We start from the raw sequence: 17,352 nt of genomic DNA, 5'->3' as shown, positions 1-17,352 counted from the left end.
CCACTTTCATTCCACTACATTAATAATATCTTTAATATATGATGCTTTCAATGTTTTTATACGTTCTGAATATACGTTCTTATTGATATTTACTTAAATTTAAATATATGTTAAAATACTCTACGTAATAAAAATTAAAGAGGATGAATATGAGAAAGAAATTTGGAATTTTTTTAATGACGATAGGTATTCTACTTTTTGCTTTGTATTTTGCAGCAAGATTAATACCTAACTATTATAGTGAAAATGATATAAGTAAAGATATATCATCCACAGAAATGGAACAAAACAACAAAAAGGAATTCAAAAACGACTTTGACGCTGTAAACTCCATTAGCACAACTACATCGTTGTTTAATTTTACAGCTATAAGCGGAGAAAATGTTATTGGACAAATTATTATCCCTGATTATAATTTGAGTTTACCTATTCATCGTGGAGTAACTGATGAACACTTATTAAGTGGTGCAGCTACAATGAAAGAAAACCAAAAAATGGGAGAAAAAAATTACACACTAACAGGTCATTACATGAAAAGAAATGGCTCTTTATTTAGTAAAGTGTATGATTTAACTAAAGGTACCAAAGTTTACATTACCGATAAGAAGAACATCTACGAATATGAAATCGTAGATAGAAAAGTTACTGACTCATATGCATTTTATATGTTAGAAGACGACAGAATTGAAAAATATGATAATAAACCTATTCTTTCTTTGATGACATGTGATATGCCAAATGATCCTAATAACAGAGTATTCCAAATAGGAAAACTTGTTAGATCATTTAAATATGACAAAAATTATTTCAAACAAAATTAGAATAAAAATTTAGACCACAGATGAAATTCAAAATTTTCTGTGGTCTCTTCATATAAAAAACTCTCCTCACAACTGTAAAGAGAGTCTGTTATGCTTTTTAAATATCCAAAATTTTACCATTTTTAGGAAATTCGTATATTACATCTTTTCTTTCAATGATTATTTTGGTTTTTTCATTTATTTTTTCGTTAGCTCTTATTAGTTCAAATAACTCTTTGGTAGGATTAATCGCTGTTGGTTTTCCCATCATATTAATCATAGAAAAATCACCCGAAGTATCCCCGTAACAGTATGAATTATCGACATCAATTTCATAACGTTCAACAATTTCATCGATCACAGTCTTTTTACTATTTTTATCCCACATTGGAACCACTTCTCCAGTGTACATTCCTGAATTTTTCAAATACAAGGATGCTCTGTATTCAGTTACTCCATAGCTCTCAGCCATTTCTTTTACTAAAAAGTCCGGGCTTCCTGAAATAAAGAATATCAGATGATTATTTTCTTTGTGAAATTTAATCATCTCACGAGTATATCTGTAAACTTTCTCTTTAACTTGACTGATTACTTGATTGGATATATATTCATTGAACTCACTACTAAATCCTTTGAGCTTATATTTATAGACATCAACTAATTGATTGAGATACTCATCATAGTCAATTTTTCTTTTTTCGTATTTTTGGTATGCTGGATAAACTTTTTCGTAGTATAATTTTTGATCTATTATTTCAAAATTAACCAATTTTTTGAAATGTTCAATCATTAGTGAATCTCTGGCTATTGTTCCATCAATATCAAAAAACGCGCCTATTTTCATTATTTTGTACTCCTAGATTCTTCAACTAATCTGTCAAATTTTTCGATTATATTACGAAATTCTAAGCTTTTTTTCTTTTCAGGTATAGGTTTTATGATATCCAAAATCAAAGAATATGCTAAACAAACTACAGCCGATGCAAATGTAAAAGTAAACATCATTAACAAAGTGAGTCCAAACTTACTTAAAATCGACAACATCGACATTACAAAAAGAATAGCTGATAAAATAAAAATAGCAGTTGTGAATATATATTTTTTTTGTTTATTGTGTAATCTATTATGTAGAAAATGTACTATAATCATTAATAAAGCTACAAATACGAAAAATAAAAAAGTAAAACCTTTGTACTTCCATACTACAGATAATATTGATTTCATGTTCGTCCTCCTTTTTTTATTATATCATATATATTGAACTTTTAAGTTAATTTAATTTTCTAAAATAAAAAATCCGAGTCAATCCCGGATTAGATGGTGCGCCTTCAGGGACTCGAACCCTGGGCCCACTGATTAAGAGTCAGTTGCTCTACCAACTGAGCTAAAAGCGCATATTAAATTTAAAAAAGTGGTGCGCCTTCAGGGACTCGAACCCTGGGCCCACTGATTAAGAGTCAGTTGCTCTACCAACTGAGCTAAAGGCGCATATCTTTACCACAACAATAATATTATACACTATTTTAAGAATTTGTAAAGAGTTTTAAATATTTTTCAAATTCAAATTATTGTAATAATGTAAAAAGAAGCAGATAAATATATAGATTATCTACTTCTTTTTTTCTATTAATTTTTATTGTCTTAGGTTAGTAATAAATGATGATGGAATTTTATCGTTGTTTTGAAATTCTTTTTTCCACATTTCTGCATAATTTCCTATTGCCCATTCACTCATTATAATAGAATCATCTTTCGTAATTGGTATACTACCTATTAATTTATTATCGTTAGAATAATCATAAATTAATATTTCATCCGTCGTTTGAACTATTAGTATTCTTTTATCAGGAGAAGAATATGCATCTATCGCACTGCTCTTTAAATTTTTTATAGATTGCCAATTCATAGATAATTCATCTGGTGATAAATTCAAATGTGAAACGATGTTAAGGATTACATTTTTCAACTCAATCTCATTATTTTCTTTGAATGTATATTGTGTTTGATAATTCCATTTACCAGAATTTCTTACAATTCCAATATTTTTGTAATCTTCATTTTTATCGTTTAAAGAAATTTCGGAATTCGAATCTGTTGATTCTTCTGCTATAGAATTCTTTAATACATTTACAGCCTCTTTACCACCGATTTGATCAATATTAAGTTCATTATTATTGCTCATTTTATCGATATCATATATAGAATAATATTCAAATTGATTCTTATTTCTCATGATTGAAATGTATTCTGGACCTAGATATGTTATTTCTGCAGATGTGTCAAATTCCAATTTTTTATTTTCTTTAGAATTATCTCCTGAATAAACTGGCTTAGCTAAGAATTGCTCTACATAGTTATTATCAAACTCATTCTTTTTATATTCCATAGTCCAGAACCCATTTTTTCTAGGGAAAAACAATGAAGATGTTTGATAAATCTGTGCGCGATTTTTCTTGTCGATATCCAATAAAATAGTCCTATAAGAAATATCTGCTTTTTCATTTCTTACAACTTTATTTTTTATTCCTATTAAAAGAGCAATATTTTCTTTGTCTTTTAAATTGTTTCCTTTATTTTCATAATATTTACTCTCATAGGTTGACTGATAATTCTCAATAAAAGTTCTGCTGACTTGATTTTCAGTTTTTTTCATGTAATAAAGTACTCCGTTGTATGGTAAAATTATATTGTTTTTATCCATTACAACAACATCTTGATAAAACTTGCTGCCATCAGAAATTGTAATGACCATTTTCTTATCTTTAGAAAATTTCTTACTTATATTTTCATCGCTTGTTTTTTTACTTAGATAATTTTGTAAACTGACAAATTTAGACGAAAATTTAGGGTTTATAGTAAATCTTTTTCCAAAAACAACTATAGATTCATCAACATAAAGTTTACCTATTTCATCTGAAACTTTGGATTTAGAATCAGAAAAGCTTTCTTTCTTATCAATTTGCCACACACCTGCTGCGACCAATAAATTATTTTCTGGAACTTTAATATTTTCAACTGCAGATTGTTCTTTATTTCTGAACATTATGAAAACAATCAACAAAATTAAAACTATCGTACCTACCAAAATACTAGTTGTCTTTTTCATTTTCATCATCTCCTAATGGCAATGTAAACGAAACTGTAGTTCCTTCATCTAATTTAGATTTAATCATCAATTCTCCCTTGTGAAGTTTTACTATTTCTTCACAAATAGAAAGCCCCAAACCTACATGTGAATTTGAATTAGAGCCTTTGTAAAATTTTCCAGTTACAAGTTCTATTTCTTCAAATGAAATTCCAATCCCTGTATCTATTATAGATACTTCTGCAAATTTTTCCGTTTTTTCAATATTAATAATTATCGTTCCTTTTTCTGGAGTAAATTTTATAGCATTATCTAAAATATTAATGAAAACTTGCTTAATTCTATCTTCATCAAATGTAGCGATGAGTTCTGGACTTTCATAATTTAATATCAAATCAATTCCTTTTGAACGAACTTTAGGAAGCAATTGGTTTTTGATATGTTCTGCTAATTCAATTAAGTTTTGTTTTCTCTTCACTATTGAAATTCTTCCGGAAGTAAATCTTGAAAAATCAAGTAACTCTTCAACCATATTTGTAAGTCTGTCGCATTCGCTATCGATTATGTCAATTCCCATAGTTGTTGTTTCTAAATCTGAAGGATCATATTTTAATGTTTGTGCCCATCCTTTTATAGAAGTTAACGGTGTTCTCAATTCATGTGACACACTTGAAATAAATTCGTTTTTCAATTGTTCTTTCTTGTTAATATTGTCCGTCAATAAATTCAAAGTCATTCCAAGTCTTCCGATTTCATCTGTATCATTTTCTTTTGCTCTTACTTCCATATTACCTTTAGCCATTCTTTCGGCAGTTTTTGCAAGACTATTTATTGGTTTGATAATGCTTTTAGTTAAAATTTTACTCAATAAAATACTAAATAATATTACCAAAAATCCGAACAAAGCGAACGATACTGACTTCACTCTTATTGCCCTGTCTACTTCTTTTAAACTTGAAATGTATCTTAAAACTCCGACTTGTTTTCCCCTGGATTCAATAGGCACTGAAACAGAAATAATATTTGAATCAGAATAACTAACTTTTCCAGTGTATCTTCCACTTTGACCATTTATCGCGCTAACTACATCAGATGTTTCTATTTTTTCACCCAAATTAGGGCTTGCTATTGAGTCAAACACGACAACTTGATTATTATCCAAAATTTGCACTTGGCAGTCAGTTTGTCTGTAAAATTGGTTTTTGTCTTCGGCAATTACTTCATCTAATTCATAGTCTGCCATATAAGAACTATATAAATTAGTAGAGTACCTTATTTCGTTATTCAAAACCCCTTCCATTGTAGAATAATAATAAAACTTAGTAGCATAAATCGAAAATATAACAAGTATTATAGCGGTAATACTTGTTAAAAATACAAAGGAATACATTATTTTGTTTTTAATACTCATTATTTTTTATTTTCCCATCTGTAACCAACTCCCCAAACTGTTACGATATATTTTGGATGAGTTGAATCTTCTTCAATTTTACTTCTCAACCTTCTCATATTTACATCAACAATTTTAGCATCACCTATGAAATCTTCACCCCATGCTTTATCCATTAATTCATCTCTAGTTATTGCTTTCCCAGGATTTTGCATCAAAAGTTTTATTATGTTAAGTTCTGTTGGCGTCAATGTAATTTCTTTTCCATTCTTATAAAAAGTTCTTGAATACATATCAAGTTTGAATGTTTCATCTTCAATAATTTGACTATTGTTTTGTTTTTGCGGACTTCTTCTCAAAACAGATTTTATTCTAAGTATCAATTCACGCGGATTAAATGGTTTTGTCAAATAATCGTCTGCTCCTCTTTCAAGTCCTTCAATTTTATCGTTATCTTGAGTTTTTGCAGTCAACATTATAATAACAATATCCGGAAATTTATTTCTTAAAATTTTACAAACTTCAAATCCGTCAATCCCAGGAAGCATTATATCTAAAACAGCTACATCTGGCTTGTTTAATTCTGCTAATTCTACGCCTTTTTCTCCAGACTCAGCTTCTAATATTTCAAATCCTTCTCTTGCTAAATTTATTTTTGTAAATTGTCTTATATTATCTTCATCTTCCACTAAAAGAACTTTAATACTCATATCACACCTCATGTATTATTATAACTCATAATTTAGCTAATTCAATTGATTTACATAATTGTTAAGAAAAACCTCAACCTCTTGTTCGTAATTTTGGTCGTAATTTTTTTCAATAATGTATCCTTTTCTTAAATTTACAAGAATCATTTTAATATTTTTGTTGTATTTTTTGTTCAAAACATAAGAATAAAACTTCAATTGCATGTGGTATTTTTTGTACAAGTATTCTTGTGATTGTGAACTAATTTTATAATCATAAACTTTTATTTCTTCATCACAAAATTCCACTCTATCCATAAATCCAGATATCATTAGATTCTCGTACAATAAATTAAAATCCATTTCATTTTTATAATTTGAAAAATCTGTTATCAATTGATTAAAGTTTTTAGTTGCGACATTGAAAATTTCCTTCTCATCATTATTTAAGAAATCTACTTCTTTTATACATGGATAATTACTTCCGTCAGATAATTTCGCATACATATGAACCAAATTACCAAGTAATATATAATTTATTGAAGATTTTTGAAGATTACTATCAAAAATTTCTTCATTGGAATTCAATATACTCGTAATACCAATTGGAATAAGTTTTTCGACTTTTACTTTCTTTGGTTCTGGTATATCGAATTTTGTTTGTATTTTTTCGAGTAAAAAAGGTTTCTCATTTAATTCTAAAAATCTTATACTTCCTCTTTGTTGCAAGTCCTCAATATATGGACTTATTTGTTTGAAATGTCCCGATTTTTTTGAATTCGAAAATGATAATTCTTTTTTTGCACGTGTGAATGCCGTATAGTACACGTTATCAACTTCGTAATCATCCTCTTCTTCTATTAATTTCTTAACTTTTGTCATTCTAAATTTTGAAAAAGGAAAATCTAGTACGAATTGCATCTGAATGTTTTCGTTGTCTATAAATAATAGAAATTTATCTTTGTTAATTGATGGCTTTGACAAATTATCCACTATGACCTTACTAAAACCTAATCCCTTTGATTTGTGAATAGTCATAAGTTTTACCAAATCACTGTGTTCATCTTCAAAAGACATTTGATATAAGTTAGTATTATTTTCAAAATAATCTACAAAATCTTCTATACTATAGTTGTTGGCATCAAATTGCTTAGCAATTTCCAAAAATTTAATTATATTTGCCTTTGCTTGGAGATCATTAAATAATCCTAAGTAGTCAATCTGTTCAATATAATTAGACATTGAATCGTAAATCGTATATTTCGTAAGATTTTCCGTAAAATCTACAACTTGTTCATCAATTTTTTTCATAGTAGATTGATAGTTATCTGCTTGTTTCAATATTTCATTGTAATCCACATCATATACATTAGATAGTATTCCTACTTTACTTATGTCATCACCGTATCGTGCGTATTTTATGAACTGAATCAGATTTAATATTTCTCTGCATTCTTCAAGTCCTTGTTTGTCAAAAATATAATAAGGAATATTTCTATTTGCTAAACTTTTTTCGTATTCCGAAAAGTCATTCTTAGTTCTAGCTAAAATAGCAGTGTCTTTAAAATTATCTTCATTGATGTATGAAACCAAGATATCTGCGGAATCATCTTTTGTTTTTGCGTCCTTATTGTTGAGTTTAAATTCATCTCTTCCGATTACTTCGCCCACTTCATTAACTGCGACTAAGCTATCGTATCTATCCTTCATTTTATTGGAATAAATGTAATTAATAGGCTCCATTATATTTGGATGAGTTCTATGATTTTCATAAAAAGTGATGTCTTTTCCGCCACTTTTTTTTATGTCTTCTCTAGTTTTTTCAAATACTTTTATGTTCGCTCCCCTAAAACTATATATGGCTTGTTTCGGATCACCAACTATGAAAAGATTATTTCTATCCAAAGCCTCATTGTCGCTGCACAGTGTATAAAAAATATCTCTTTGTAGATTTGATGTATCTTGATATTCATCTATCATAAAATATTTATACTTTTCTTTACACGATTTTAGAATATCACCATTTTCCAGAGCTTTTTTACACATTATTTCAATATCGTTAAAATCTAAGAAACTTTTTTCATTCTTTTTTATTGAATATTCTCTATTAACTTCTATCAAAATATCGAAAAAACCTTCATACAAACCTATATAATCTTTTTCTTTATTTGAAAGTATCGCATCAACTCTCTTATTAACTTCATCAATTATTTCCTGAACATTTTCTTTCTTGCTCTCTCCCAAATTTTCATAGCTTTTTAATAAAAATCTAGTAAATTCTTGGAGTTCTAAATTTTGATTATCATCATGCAAAAATTTATATAGTCTACTATTTTTCGTCAACCCTTTGATACTATCTGATTCTTCTCTTAAATCGAATAGATAATTTTTGATTCCGATTATATCCTCATCATCAATATTTCTCAAATTAGTTAATTGAAGAATTGTTTCTCTTTTAATAACTTCAAATTCTATGTTATCCGTCCTTAATTTATTGAAAGAATCTCTGATAATTTTAAGCGTGTCTGAATATGAAATGTCTAACTCACTACCAAGCTTTTTAATAAAATCAATCCTATCTTCTAAGATTTTATCAAAAATTTCATTAATCATTTTGTTAGATTGATCATCTTCTATAATTTGAAAACTAGGATCTATTGATAAATAGTACGAATTATCCGACACGATTTTTTTGCAAAAAGATGAAATGGTGGATACATTTATGTCGTCAATTAGTCTGGGATTGTTTAGCTTTTGAATAATTCTATCCTTCATTTCATCAGCAGCTTTGTTCGTAAAAGTAATGCACACGATACTTTTAATGTCGATACCTTTTTCGTACATATATCTAAATCTTTCAGAAACTACTTCTGTTTTACCAGTTCCTGCACCTGCATTTACACAAACATTTTGATTTATCGTTGAATAAGCTAATTTTTGATTGTCGCTGAATTTAATCATTGCTAGCTTTCCCTTCCGTGTTTTTTAATTTGCAAATTTTATTAAAATCACAATATTTACAAGAATTGTCATCATTTGCTTTTATGAATAAGTTCTTATTCCTAATATTTTCTCTGAATTCTTTTACTTTCTGAATCATAATTTCATCCAACTGATCCTTTGAAATATTTTGAAGATATTCATATTCTTCATTATCTTTAATGCTTTTATATTTGCAACTTACAACATCACCGTACGAAGAATATATTGCAAATTGAAATCCTTTGTTTTTGTCCAAATCTTTTGCTTTCCTGAAACTATTTTTCGATAATTTATAGTCTATTAATCTAATTTTACCCGAATCTGTTCTATCAACCCTGTCAATTCTTCCAATAAATTTGGTGTTTTCATCTAAACTAACAATAAAATCTTCTTCTAATTTATAAGGGTAAAACTTTTCAGCTTCGTTTTTCATATTGTAAATGTCAGCTATGACAAAATCCTTGAGTTTGTTCAAATATTTTTCGTAATCAAATTCATTTTCCTTAATATCAGTGTTTAATCCGAACTTTTCAAACGAATTTTTAAGCAATTCATCCAAACTTGAAACATCTAACTCACATTTGCCATCTATAGCATCTCTTATTTTCGAAATATTTATTCCGTAAAATTCTTCCAATGTGTTGTGCAAAATAGTTCCAATATCCAATTGTCTAGACTTTATTTGCGGTTTAAGCTTCAAATAATATCTAAAATAAAACTTCATTGGGCATTCAAAATATGTTTCAAGCTGAGTTGAAGATAATTCTTTCTTCAATATATATTGTGTTGTTTTGTCATCCACTTCAAAATCAGAAATATCCTTTGAGGATATTCTGTTTTCTATTCTATTTAAATGTTGTTTCAAAGAATATTTTTCATAAGCTGACACGCTGTGAAGTTTTTTTGTGTCAATTTTTTTGATATTTTTCATGTTAATTTTCTTTATTTTTTGACTTGATTTTATGTTCTTATCCAAAATCAGCCTTGATTTTATGTTGCTCTCAGTATTGTAAGATAGATAAATTTTTTTATTCGCTCTATTTATAGAATCAATAAATCTATCAATATTTCTTTTTCTATTTTCTGCGTCTGACAAAATGTCGATTCCTCTTTTTTGTAGAAATTCTATATTATCTTCATTGTTAAAGAAATCATAATTAATTTTTCCTGGAATCACATCATCATTCATATTAACTACGTATAAAACATCGTAGTTTGAAAGTCTAATATCCGTAAGGGAATATATTCTAATTCCATCTACTAAATAATCTGTAGAATCAACCTTCAAATTTTTTATCAAATCCATCAAATAAGAGTTAATATTTTTCGATTTTTTAACAAGTTCAGCATGATTTTTATACAAATCCTCAAGTATTATCAAAAGTTTTTCAGAAAATAAATTAAATCCTTTATCATAACTTTCTTTTTTTTGAATTATTGCTATAAGATTAGCTAAAACATTAATGTTTGTTTCTATAAAATATAAATAATACGATTTAATCTCTTTTAAAATTTGTAAATTAGTTTCATAATTAACATTTACTTTCAAAATTTTAACTAAATCTTCCCAATCATCAAACTCAAAATCTGACAATATACTTCTGAACGTGACTTTATCCTTCAAATCAAATTCTATAAAACAACTATCTAGTGTAGAAAAAATATATTGCTTTAAAGTTTTCGTATTATCAAGTAGATTAATTATATCTAAGAAAAATTTGTAGTCACGATAAGAAATATAATCATCTCCAAAAACTGGAATATCATGTAATTTCAAGGAATTCAATATTTCCCTTTTTGAGGAATCTTTTTCTAAAAGAATTGCCATTTTATTATAATCATAAGTGTATGAATCTTTTGATATTTCATTAATTAGCCTGTCTTTTTCCAAAATTTCATTGGTTAATTTAACTACCTTCTTTTCAATGAATTTATTTGGTTTTGATTTATCTTCCTTTTGAATAACATCAAATCCAATATCACGCAATTGATTTACTAATTCACTTTTGTATTCATTATAATAATCCACGTAAATATAGACATTAACATCATAATTTTTCAACTGATTTATTACTTCCAATTCAATTGGTCGAAACTCACTAAATCCATGAATGTAAATATCCTTGTTTTTTTGAAGATTAAGATTTTTTGTGTCATAGGCATCAAATTTATCAAGAAAATTATACTGTTTCATAATGCTCTGATATTTTTCATACACTTTACTTAAAATATTTAAACTAACATTGTGACTAGAGATTTCTTCAAGTTCATCTATTTTTTTATTTGAATACTTACATGTAGATATAAATCTTTTGGATGAATTTATCGTTCCATTAGAATTGAAAAATTTATTATCCTCAAACACCCCTTCATTGATAAGCTCTTTAATTGCTAGTCTCAAAATCAAATCTGTCAGATATGTTGAAATGTCTGAAGCATTTACTAGATCATCTATAGTCCAAATCTTCACGTCGCATAGCACCGATTGTTCTTTTAAAAACTTATTTCTAATATTTTTAATTAGCTTTCTATTTGGCAAAATTAAAATAAAATCAGTGTTGCCATTTCTAATTTGATTTTTTAAATAAGATATATTTTCATCAAAAAGCTTTGAAGAATTTGAATTAGTGTACACAATTCTCTTATTCATTGTAATCTCCTATGAATTCTTGTAAAATTGAGTTTTTAGGGACTATTGAATCGTCTTTTATTTCTATAAAATAATTCAAAATGGATTTTAACCTTTCAATCTCTGTAAAGTTTGGACCGTTTTTGTCGTAATTTTCCACTAATTTCAAAACGTATTTTTTCAAAATATTAATTTCATAAATTAATGATGAGTCTATTATACTGTCTGCTTCATTTTGATATGGAAAAACATTAATATATTCAGCAGCGTGAACTCTTGGCCATTCAGACAATGTATCATCTACGCTTTTATCTCTTTGAACAAAATCTCTTACCATTCTTCTCATAAGTCTCATATCTGTTGTTGAAATCCTGTTGTGACAATCAATACTTAGTTGTGTCAATGCTGATACATAAATTTTGTATTTGTCCTTGTCTGGAACTAGACTTGTAAGTTTTGGATTAAGTCCGTGAATTCCTTCCACAATTATAATTCCATTTTTGTCAAGTTTGGTGTAAGTATCGCCATATTCTCTTTCGCCAGTGATAAAATTATAAATTGGCAAATTAACATAATCGCCTTCCAATAATCTCATTAAATCTCTGTTAAATGTTTTTAAATCAAGTGCATTAATCGATTCGTAATCCCTGTTGCCGTCTTCATCCAAAGGAGTGTCGACTCTATTTACAAAATAATTATCCATCGAAATAGGAATAGGATTTTTGCCTCTTACAGCTAATTGCACAGAAAGCCTTTCAGCCATTGTGGTTTTCCCTGATGAAGAAGGTCCAGATATTTGAACTAATCTCGCATTGTTATAGATAATCTTGTCGGCAATGTATGAAATTTGATTTTCAAAATAAGCTTCATTTACGCTAACCAAAAAATCCATATTTCCATCCTGAATTTTTTCATTCAAACTTCCCACATAACCAATATCCAACATTTCAGTCCATTTTTTTGATTTGGAAAATATTTTTGAGAGAGCTTTTTGTTCTTTAAAATCGGTAAATTCACCAGTTCTACTGACACTTAATGCTACTCCTGGAAAATAGTTGATAAGTTTGTAGTGTTTCAAAAATCTCGTAAATGGAGCTACAAATCCTTCTATACCGAAGTAATGATTGTGACATTTGTACAAATACACTTCATCCTTGTCTAAACTTTTTAGTAGTCTCGATTTTTGAATGTATCCTTCCTCTTCAAAAATATCAAAAGCTTCTTTTCTGGAAACTTTTACTCTTTCAATTCTAAGATTTTGATTAATCAAATCATCCATCAATTCTCTAATTTCTTCCAAATCTCTAAAATGAATTTCGTTGTTATTTTCGAATTCAAGATACATATAGTTTCCAATTGTATATTCAACTACCAATTGATCTTCGGGAAATTTTATTTTAAATGCCAATAGCAACAGCAAAATTCCTGTTTTCATCAATGTGTCTTGTGAATAAACGCTGTTTTCATTTACAAACTCAATCGTATCTCCATCATCTATACTACTCATAATATCGACAAGTTTATTGTTCTTTAATGCAACAATACTATCTTCAAAACCACATTGAATGCCATAATCATAAATCGTCTTATCTTCATAGTCGTATATTTTGTTGTTGTTAATTATCTTAATCATATTTACTCTCCAAATCGTTCAATATTTTCTCAAATAAATCATCTCTTTTGCTTTCAAAAACCATAGATTCATATTTTGGGTATTTTTCCATTTTTTCTGGAAATATTAGCTTATACGAATGTAATAATTGAAAATTTAAATCGTACTTATTTTTGAAATATTTATTAACTTCTCTGTTTCCATATTTAATATCGCCAATTATCGGGTGATTAATGTGTGACAAATGAGCTCTGATTTGATGTGTTCTTCCAGTCAATAAATCTACATTGACCAGTGAATATTTCCCGAAATTTTTTACATTCCATACCTTTGTCATGCTTTTCTTTCCACTAGAATTGACCACAGATTTGTTCTTATCGTTATCTTTTTCTAGCGCCAAATCAATTGTTTGGTCTTTGAGATTACCAACAACAATAGTTTCGTAAATCTTAGTAACTTCGTGTTTTTTGAATAAATCATTAAAATATTTCAAGCTATCATAAGTTTTTGCACCTACAACAATGCCAGAAGTATTTCTATCCAATCTATTTACTAAAGCTGGTGTAAATGTAGAGTTTTGTGTTGGAGTAAACTGATTTGTTTTTATCAAATAGCTTACCATCATATCCACTATATTTTTCCCATAATCTCGAGAATTAGCTGCGTGTGATAATACTCCTGTTTTTTTATTAATCAATATTAAATCATCATCTTCATAGATTATATCCAAGTTAAAATCCTCAGCGGAGTATACCTTATTATCTTGATATTTTTCAATAACTTCATCGTACAAATAAATATTTACCACATCGTCAATTTTCAGATTATAATCAGGTTCTGTCCTTTTTTTATTAACTTTTACTTTTTTAGTTCTTATAAGTTTTTGGATATGATTTTTGCTCATTTTTGGCATCAATTTCATAATAAACCTATCTACCCTTTGGTTGCTATTTGAATTATCTATATTTATATGTCTCATTATTGCTCCTATTTGAAAAATTGTTAATAAATCATTATAATTTAATAAGGAAGGTGAAAAATGAAAAATTTTATTGATACAATAGTAGACTTTATTTATAAATTTGCAAAGCTTTTATTATTATTGCTCATTTTAGTAGCTACAACATTTTATGTTTACAAAACAATTAATTCAATGTTTTCCAAAAACTATACAAGTTCTCAAACTTACTCAAAGGATTTAAAAATCCAACAAGTTACTGAAGAAGTTAAAGACATTGAAATCACAATTCCACCTGAGGCAAAAGACTTGGATGTTTCAAAGATTTTAATCAGTGGAAACATAATTACCGATGAACAAGAATTCTTAGATTACTTAAAGCAAAACAATGTTACTGCTTTTAAGGATGGCAATTACAAATTAAATAAAAATATGACTACAGAAGAAATAGTAAATCAAATAAAGAAATAATTAATATCCCTTATTGACATAAGAATCGATAAGGGATTTTTTCTTTATTGGTTCAAAAACATTATTTGATATCAAATGTTGTTTGATATTTTCATTTATTGTGTGAAAAATCATCTTTTCATAATCTTTGAGTACAATTTCAAAAAGATTATCCCTCATTCTGTAAGACAAAATGTCTATGTAATATGCTTCAACATTCTTGTATTCTATTAATTCCAAAATCTTTAAAATTGTATTATCTTTTTCTAGGTAATAGTTTCTGCATTTGTTTAAAGATGCAAGATATTTCTTAGGTTTTTTGTTTTTGTATCTGTTAGCTATTGTATTGTATTCCTTAGCCTTTAAATTATAATATTGATAGTTAAAAACTCCCTCATTTACTGTTTTAATATCAGCGAAAGGTCTTAGATTGAAACTATTAATCAATACGTTGTTTCTTGAAATAAATTCCTGTTTTGTTATTTTCTCCTCATCTAACAAATCAATCAATTCATTTCTTTTTTTTACATAAAAATCTACATTTCTTTTCATAATTTTCCTCTAACTAAATTATAATTCATATTTCATACTTTTCAAAATTTGCAAATAAAAAACGGTAAAATATTTTTTTAAAATTATTTTACCGCTAATATTCTTATTCTATTATTGAAATATCATGATTTATAATTGAGTAAAATTCGTCTTGTATTTTTTGAATATCTCTGTTGTATTTTCCCATTACATACATCATTTTACATACTACTGATTCTAATGTCATATCTTTTGATTCCAATACGTCTAAATTTTCTCTGATTCTCATTCCTACTTGATATACTCCAATATCTGAACCTTCTTGTGGAACTTGAGTTGTCATCACTATTATTTTATTTGTAGAGTATTGTTCCATTAATCTTAAAAACTCTTCGGATATTCCTGCAGGCATTCCACCCACTCCATAACTTTCCACGATAATACAGTCGTATTTTTCGAAAATATTTTCTAAAATATCTGCTCTCATTGATGGAATTAATTTCAACAAATACACGCTTTCATCTAATTTATCGTAAAATTCTACATTACTTTCTGACTTATCATCAATATATCTTAAAACTTTACCATCGTGAATTATAGCAATTAATGGATAATTAATTGAATCAAATGCATCAAAACTTTTTGTTCTAACTTTTCTGGCTCTATTTCCGCAAATAACTTTTCCATTGAACACTATATTAACTCCGTGTGATTTTTCTTTACTCGCAAATATCAATGCATCAATTAAATTATTCTTTGCATCTGTAATATCATTTGAAATGGATTTTTGAGCACCTGTAATTACGATTGGCTTCGGACTTTTTTGAATTAAATAACCCAACGCAGATGCAGTGTACGCCAAAGTATCCGTACCATGTGTTATTACAAACCCATCGTATTTATCATAACTCTCTTTAATTGTTTGTTTGATAAGTAGCCAATGCTCTGGTCTTATGTCTGTTGAATCAATACTGAATAAACTGATAGTATCTAATTCAAAATCAAATTTTCTAAATTTTACATATTCTAATATATCTTTTGCTTGAAGACCCGGCGCTAATCCTTTATCTGTAGCAACTGAAGCAATAGTTCCTCCAGTTGTAATTAATAGTAGTTTTTTCATACAATCCTCCTAGAAATAGTATAACACTTTATTTTTAAAAAATGTAAACAAATAACTTTACATACAATTTACAATAATATTATATGAATTTTAAACATTACATGTATTCTATTAGTGAATTAAATATGAAAGGATGATTTATTTGAAAATCAAAAAATTTATGTTAGTTGCTATGATGCTTGTATTTGGAGTATTCATGGTAGCATGTGCAAAACAAGATGATGGAAAAACATCAGACAACTCAAACAAAACAGAAACTACTTCTACAGATTCTAAATCAAATGAAAGTGCTGGAGGAGAAATCCACGTAGTATCAAGAGAAAATGGTTCAGGTACTAGAGGAGCTTTTACAGAAATCACTAAAATCTTAGAAAAAGGTGCTGACGGTAAAGAACAAGACAAAACAGTTTCTTCTGCAATTGTACAAAACAGTACTAACGCAGTTATGATGACTGTAGGTCAAGACAAAGACGCTATTGGATATATTTCATTAGGATCTTTAAATGACAAAGTTAACGCAGTAAAAATCAATGGTGTTGAAGCAACTTCTGAAAATGTTCAAAAAGGTGATTACAAAATCTCAAGACCTTTTAATATTGCTTATAAAGGAGAACTAAAACCACTTCCAAAAGATTTCTTAGATTATATTCTTTCAAAAGAAGGACAAGAAATTGTTAAAAAAGAAGGTTATGAACAACTTCCTGAAGAAGCTAAAGCTTACAACAAAAATTCTCAAAAAGGTAAAATCGTAGTTGCAGGTTCAACTTCAGTTTCTCCGTTAATGGAAAAATTAGCAGAAAGCTACAAAGCAATGTATCCAGAAGTAGAAATCGAAATCCAATCAACAGGATCTTCAGCCGGTATGAACTCAGCTATTGAAGGCGTATGCGATATCGGAATGGCTTCAAGAGAATTAAAAGACAAAGAAAAAGAACAATTAAAAGCTCAACCTATCGCTATTGATGGTATAGCAGTTATAGTTAACAAAGAAAATACTAACACAACAGATTTAACTCTAGAACAAGTAAAAGATATCTTCACAGGCAAAGTTAAATCTTGGTCTGAAATTTCTAAATAATTCCTCTCAAAAAGCAGATCTCTTA

At 27.9% G+C, this 17,352-nt stretch carries 14 protein-coding genes and 2 tRNA genes; 3 read left to right on the top strand and 13 right to left on the bottom strand.

What is annotated here, in order from left to right; genetic code table 11:
- Nucleotides 1-149 precede the first annotated feature (149 nt).
- Nucleotides 150-821: a class A sortase gene (locus ABDJ34_RS00385; protein WP_094205540.1), complete on the top strand. Its 672-nt coding sequence runs from the start codon at nt 150-152 to the stop codon at nt 819-821.
- A 97-nt stretch (nt 822-918) separates the two neighbouring features.
- Here ABDJ34_RS00385 and ABDJ34_RS00380 read toward each other — a convergent pair whose 3' ends face one another.
- The 11 genes from ABDJ34_RS00380 to ABDJ34_RS00330 form a co-directional block, all read right to left on the bottom strand.
- Nucleotides 919-1,644, bottom strand: a complete 726-nt coding sequence (locus tag ABDJ34_RS00380; RefSeq protein WP_094207019.1) for an HAD family hydrolase — start codon at nt 1,642-1,644, stop codon at nt 919-921.
- Entirely contained in the window at nt 1,644-2,024 is a 381-nt protein-coding gene (locus ABDJ34_RS00375; RefSeq protein WP_412701028.1) for a hypothetical protein, read from the bottom strand. Before ABDJ34_RS00375 ends, ABDJ34_RS00380 begins: the two co-directional genes overlap by 1 nt.
- A 94-nt stretch (nt 2,025-2,118) precedes the next feature.
- Nucleotides 2,119-2,194 (bottom strand) — tRNA-Lys (locus ABDJ34_RS00370).
- Nucleotides 2,195-2,212: 18 nt separating this feature from the next.
- Nucleotides 2,213-2,288, bottom strand: a tRNA-Lys gene (locus ABDJ34_RS00365).
- 145 nt (nt 2,289-2,433) lie between these two features.
- Nucleotides 2,434-3,906, bottom strand: a complete 1,473-nt coding sequence (locus ABDJ34_RS00360; protein WP_412701027.1) for a hypothetical protein — start codon at nt 3,904-3,906, stop codon at nt 2,434-2,436.
- The gene (locus ABDJ34_RS00355; RefSeq protein ID WP_412701026.1) at nt 3,890-5,173 is read right to left on the bottom strand and encodes a sensor histidine kinase; all 1,284 of its coding nucleotides are present in this window, start codon (nt 5,171-5,173) and stop codon (nt 3,890-3,892) included. Before ABDJ34_RS00355 ends, ABDJ34_RS00360 begins: the two co-directional genes overlap by 17 nt.
- A 122-nt stretch (nt 5,174-5,295) precedes the next feature.
- Entirely contained in the window at nt 5,296-5,985 is a 690-nt protein-coding gene (locus ABDJ34_RS00350; protein WP_094207016.1) for a response regulator transcription factor, read from the bottom strand.
- 36 nt (nt 5,986-6,021) lie between these two features.
- Nucleotides 6,022-8,925: a UvrD-helicase domain-containing protein gene (locus ABDJ34_RS00345; RefSeq protein WP_412701025.1), complete on the bottom strand. Its 2,904-nt coding sequence runs from the start codon at nt 8,923-8,925 to the stop codon at nt 6,022-6,024.
- A complete protein-coding gene (locus ABDJ34_RS00340) occupies nt 8,918-11,596 on the bottom strand; it encodes a PD-(D/E)XK nuclease family protein (protein ID WP_412701024.1) in 2,679 nt (892 codons plus the stop codon). The genes ABDJ34_RS00345 and ABDJ34_RS00340 overlap by 8 nt, the downstream gene beginning before the upstream one ends.
- Entirely contained in the window at nt 11,589-13,208 is a 1,620-nt protein-coding gene (locus tag ABDJ34_RS00335) for a nucleoside kinase (RefSeq protein ID WP_311437141.1), read from the bottom strand. Before ABDJ34_RS00335 ends, ABDJ34_RS00340 begins: the two co-directional genes overlap by 8 nt.
- Nucleotides 13,201-14,166, bottom strand: coding sequence for an RluA family pseudouridine synthase (locus ABDJ34_RS00330; protein WP_412701023.1), 966 nt, complete (start codon nt 14,164-14,166; stop codon nt 13,201-13,203). Before ABDJ34_RS00330 ends, ABDJ34_RS00335 begins: the two co-directional genes overlap by 8 nt.
- Nucleotides 14,167-14,226: 60 nt before the next feature.
- Between ABDJ34_RS00330 and ABDJ34_RS00325 the strand changes: the two genes are divergently transcribed.
- On the top strand, nt 14,227-14,616 hold the full coding sequence (locus ABDJ34_RS00325; RefSeq protein WP_094208477.1) for an MltG/YceG/YrrL family protein: 390 nt from the start codon (nt 14,227-14,229) through the stop codon (nt 14,614-14,616).
- On the opposite strand, the gene ABDJ34_RS00320 is transcribed toward ABDJ34_RS00325, so the two are convergent.
- Nucleotides 14,617-15,147 (bottom strand): DUF6648 family protein, encoded by a 531-nt coding sequence (locus ABDJ34_RS00320; protein WP_412701022.1) that lies wholly within the window; start codon nt 15,145-15,147, stop codon nt 14,617-14,619.
- A gap of 103 nt (nt 15,148-15,250) precedes the next feature.
- Nucleotides 15,251-16,249: an asparaginase gene (locus tag ABDJ34_RS00315; RefSeq protein ID WP_412701021.1), complete on the bottom strand. Its 999-nt coding sequence runs from the start codon at nt 16,247-16,249 to the stop codon at nt 15,251-15,253.
- A gap of 142 nt (nt 16,250-16,391) precedes the next feature.
- Between ABDJ34_RS00315 and ABDJ34_RS00310 the strand changes: the two genes are divergently transcribed.
- Nucleotides 16,392-17,327, top strand: coding sequence for a substrate-binding domain-containing protein (locus ABDJ34_RS00310; RefSeq protein ID WP_412701020.1), 936 nt, complete (start codon nt 16,392-16,394; stop codon nt 17,325-17,327).
- Nucleotides 17,328-17,352 lie beyond the last annotated feature (25 nt).

Origin of the sequence: Finegoldia dalianensis (genome assembly GCF_046255015.1) — a bacterium.
Lineage (GTDB): Bacteria > Bacillota > Clostridia > Tissierellales > Peptoniphilaceae > Finegoldia > Finegoldia magna.
The sequence above is the reverse complement of the archived record's forward strand: the minus strand, read 5'-3'. Positions and strand labels throughout refer to the sequence as shown.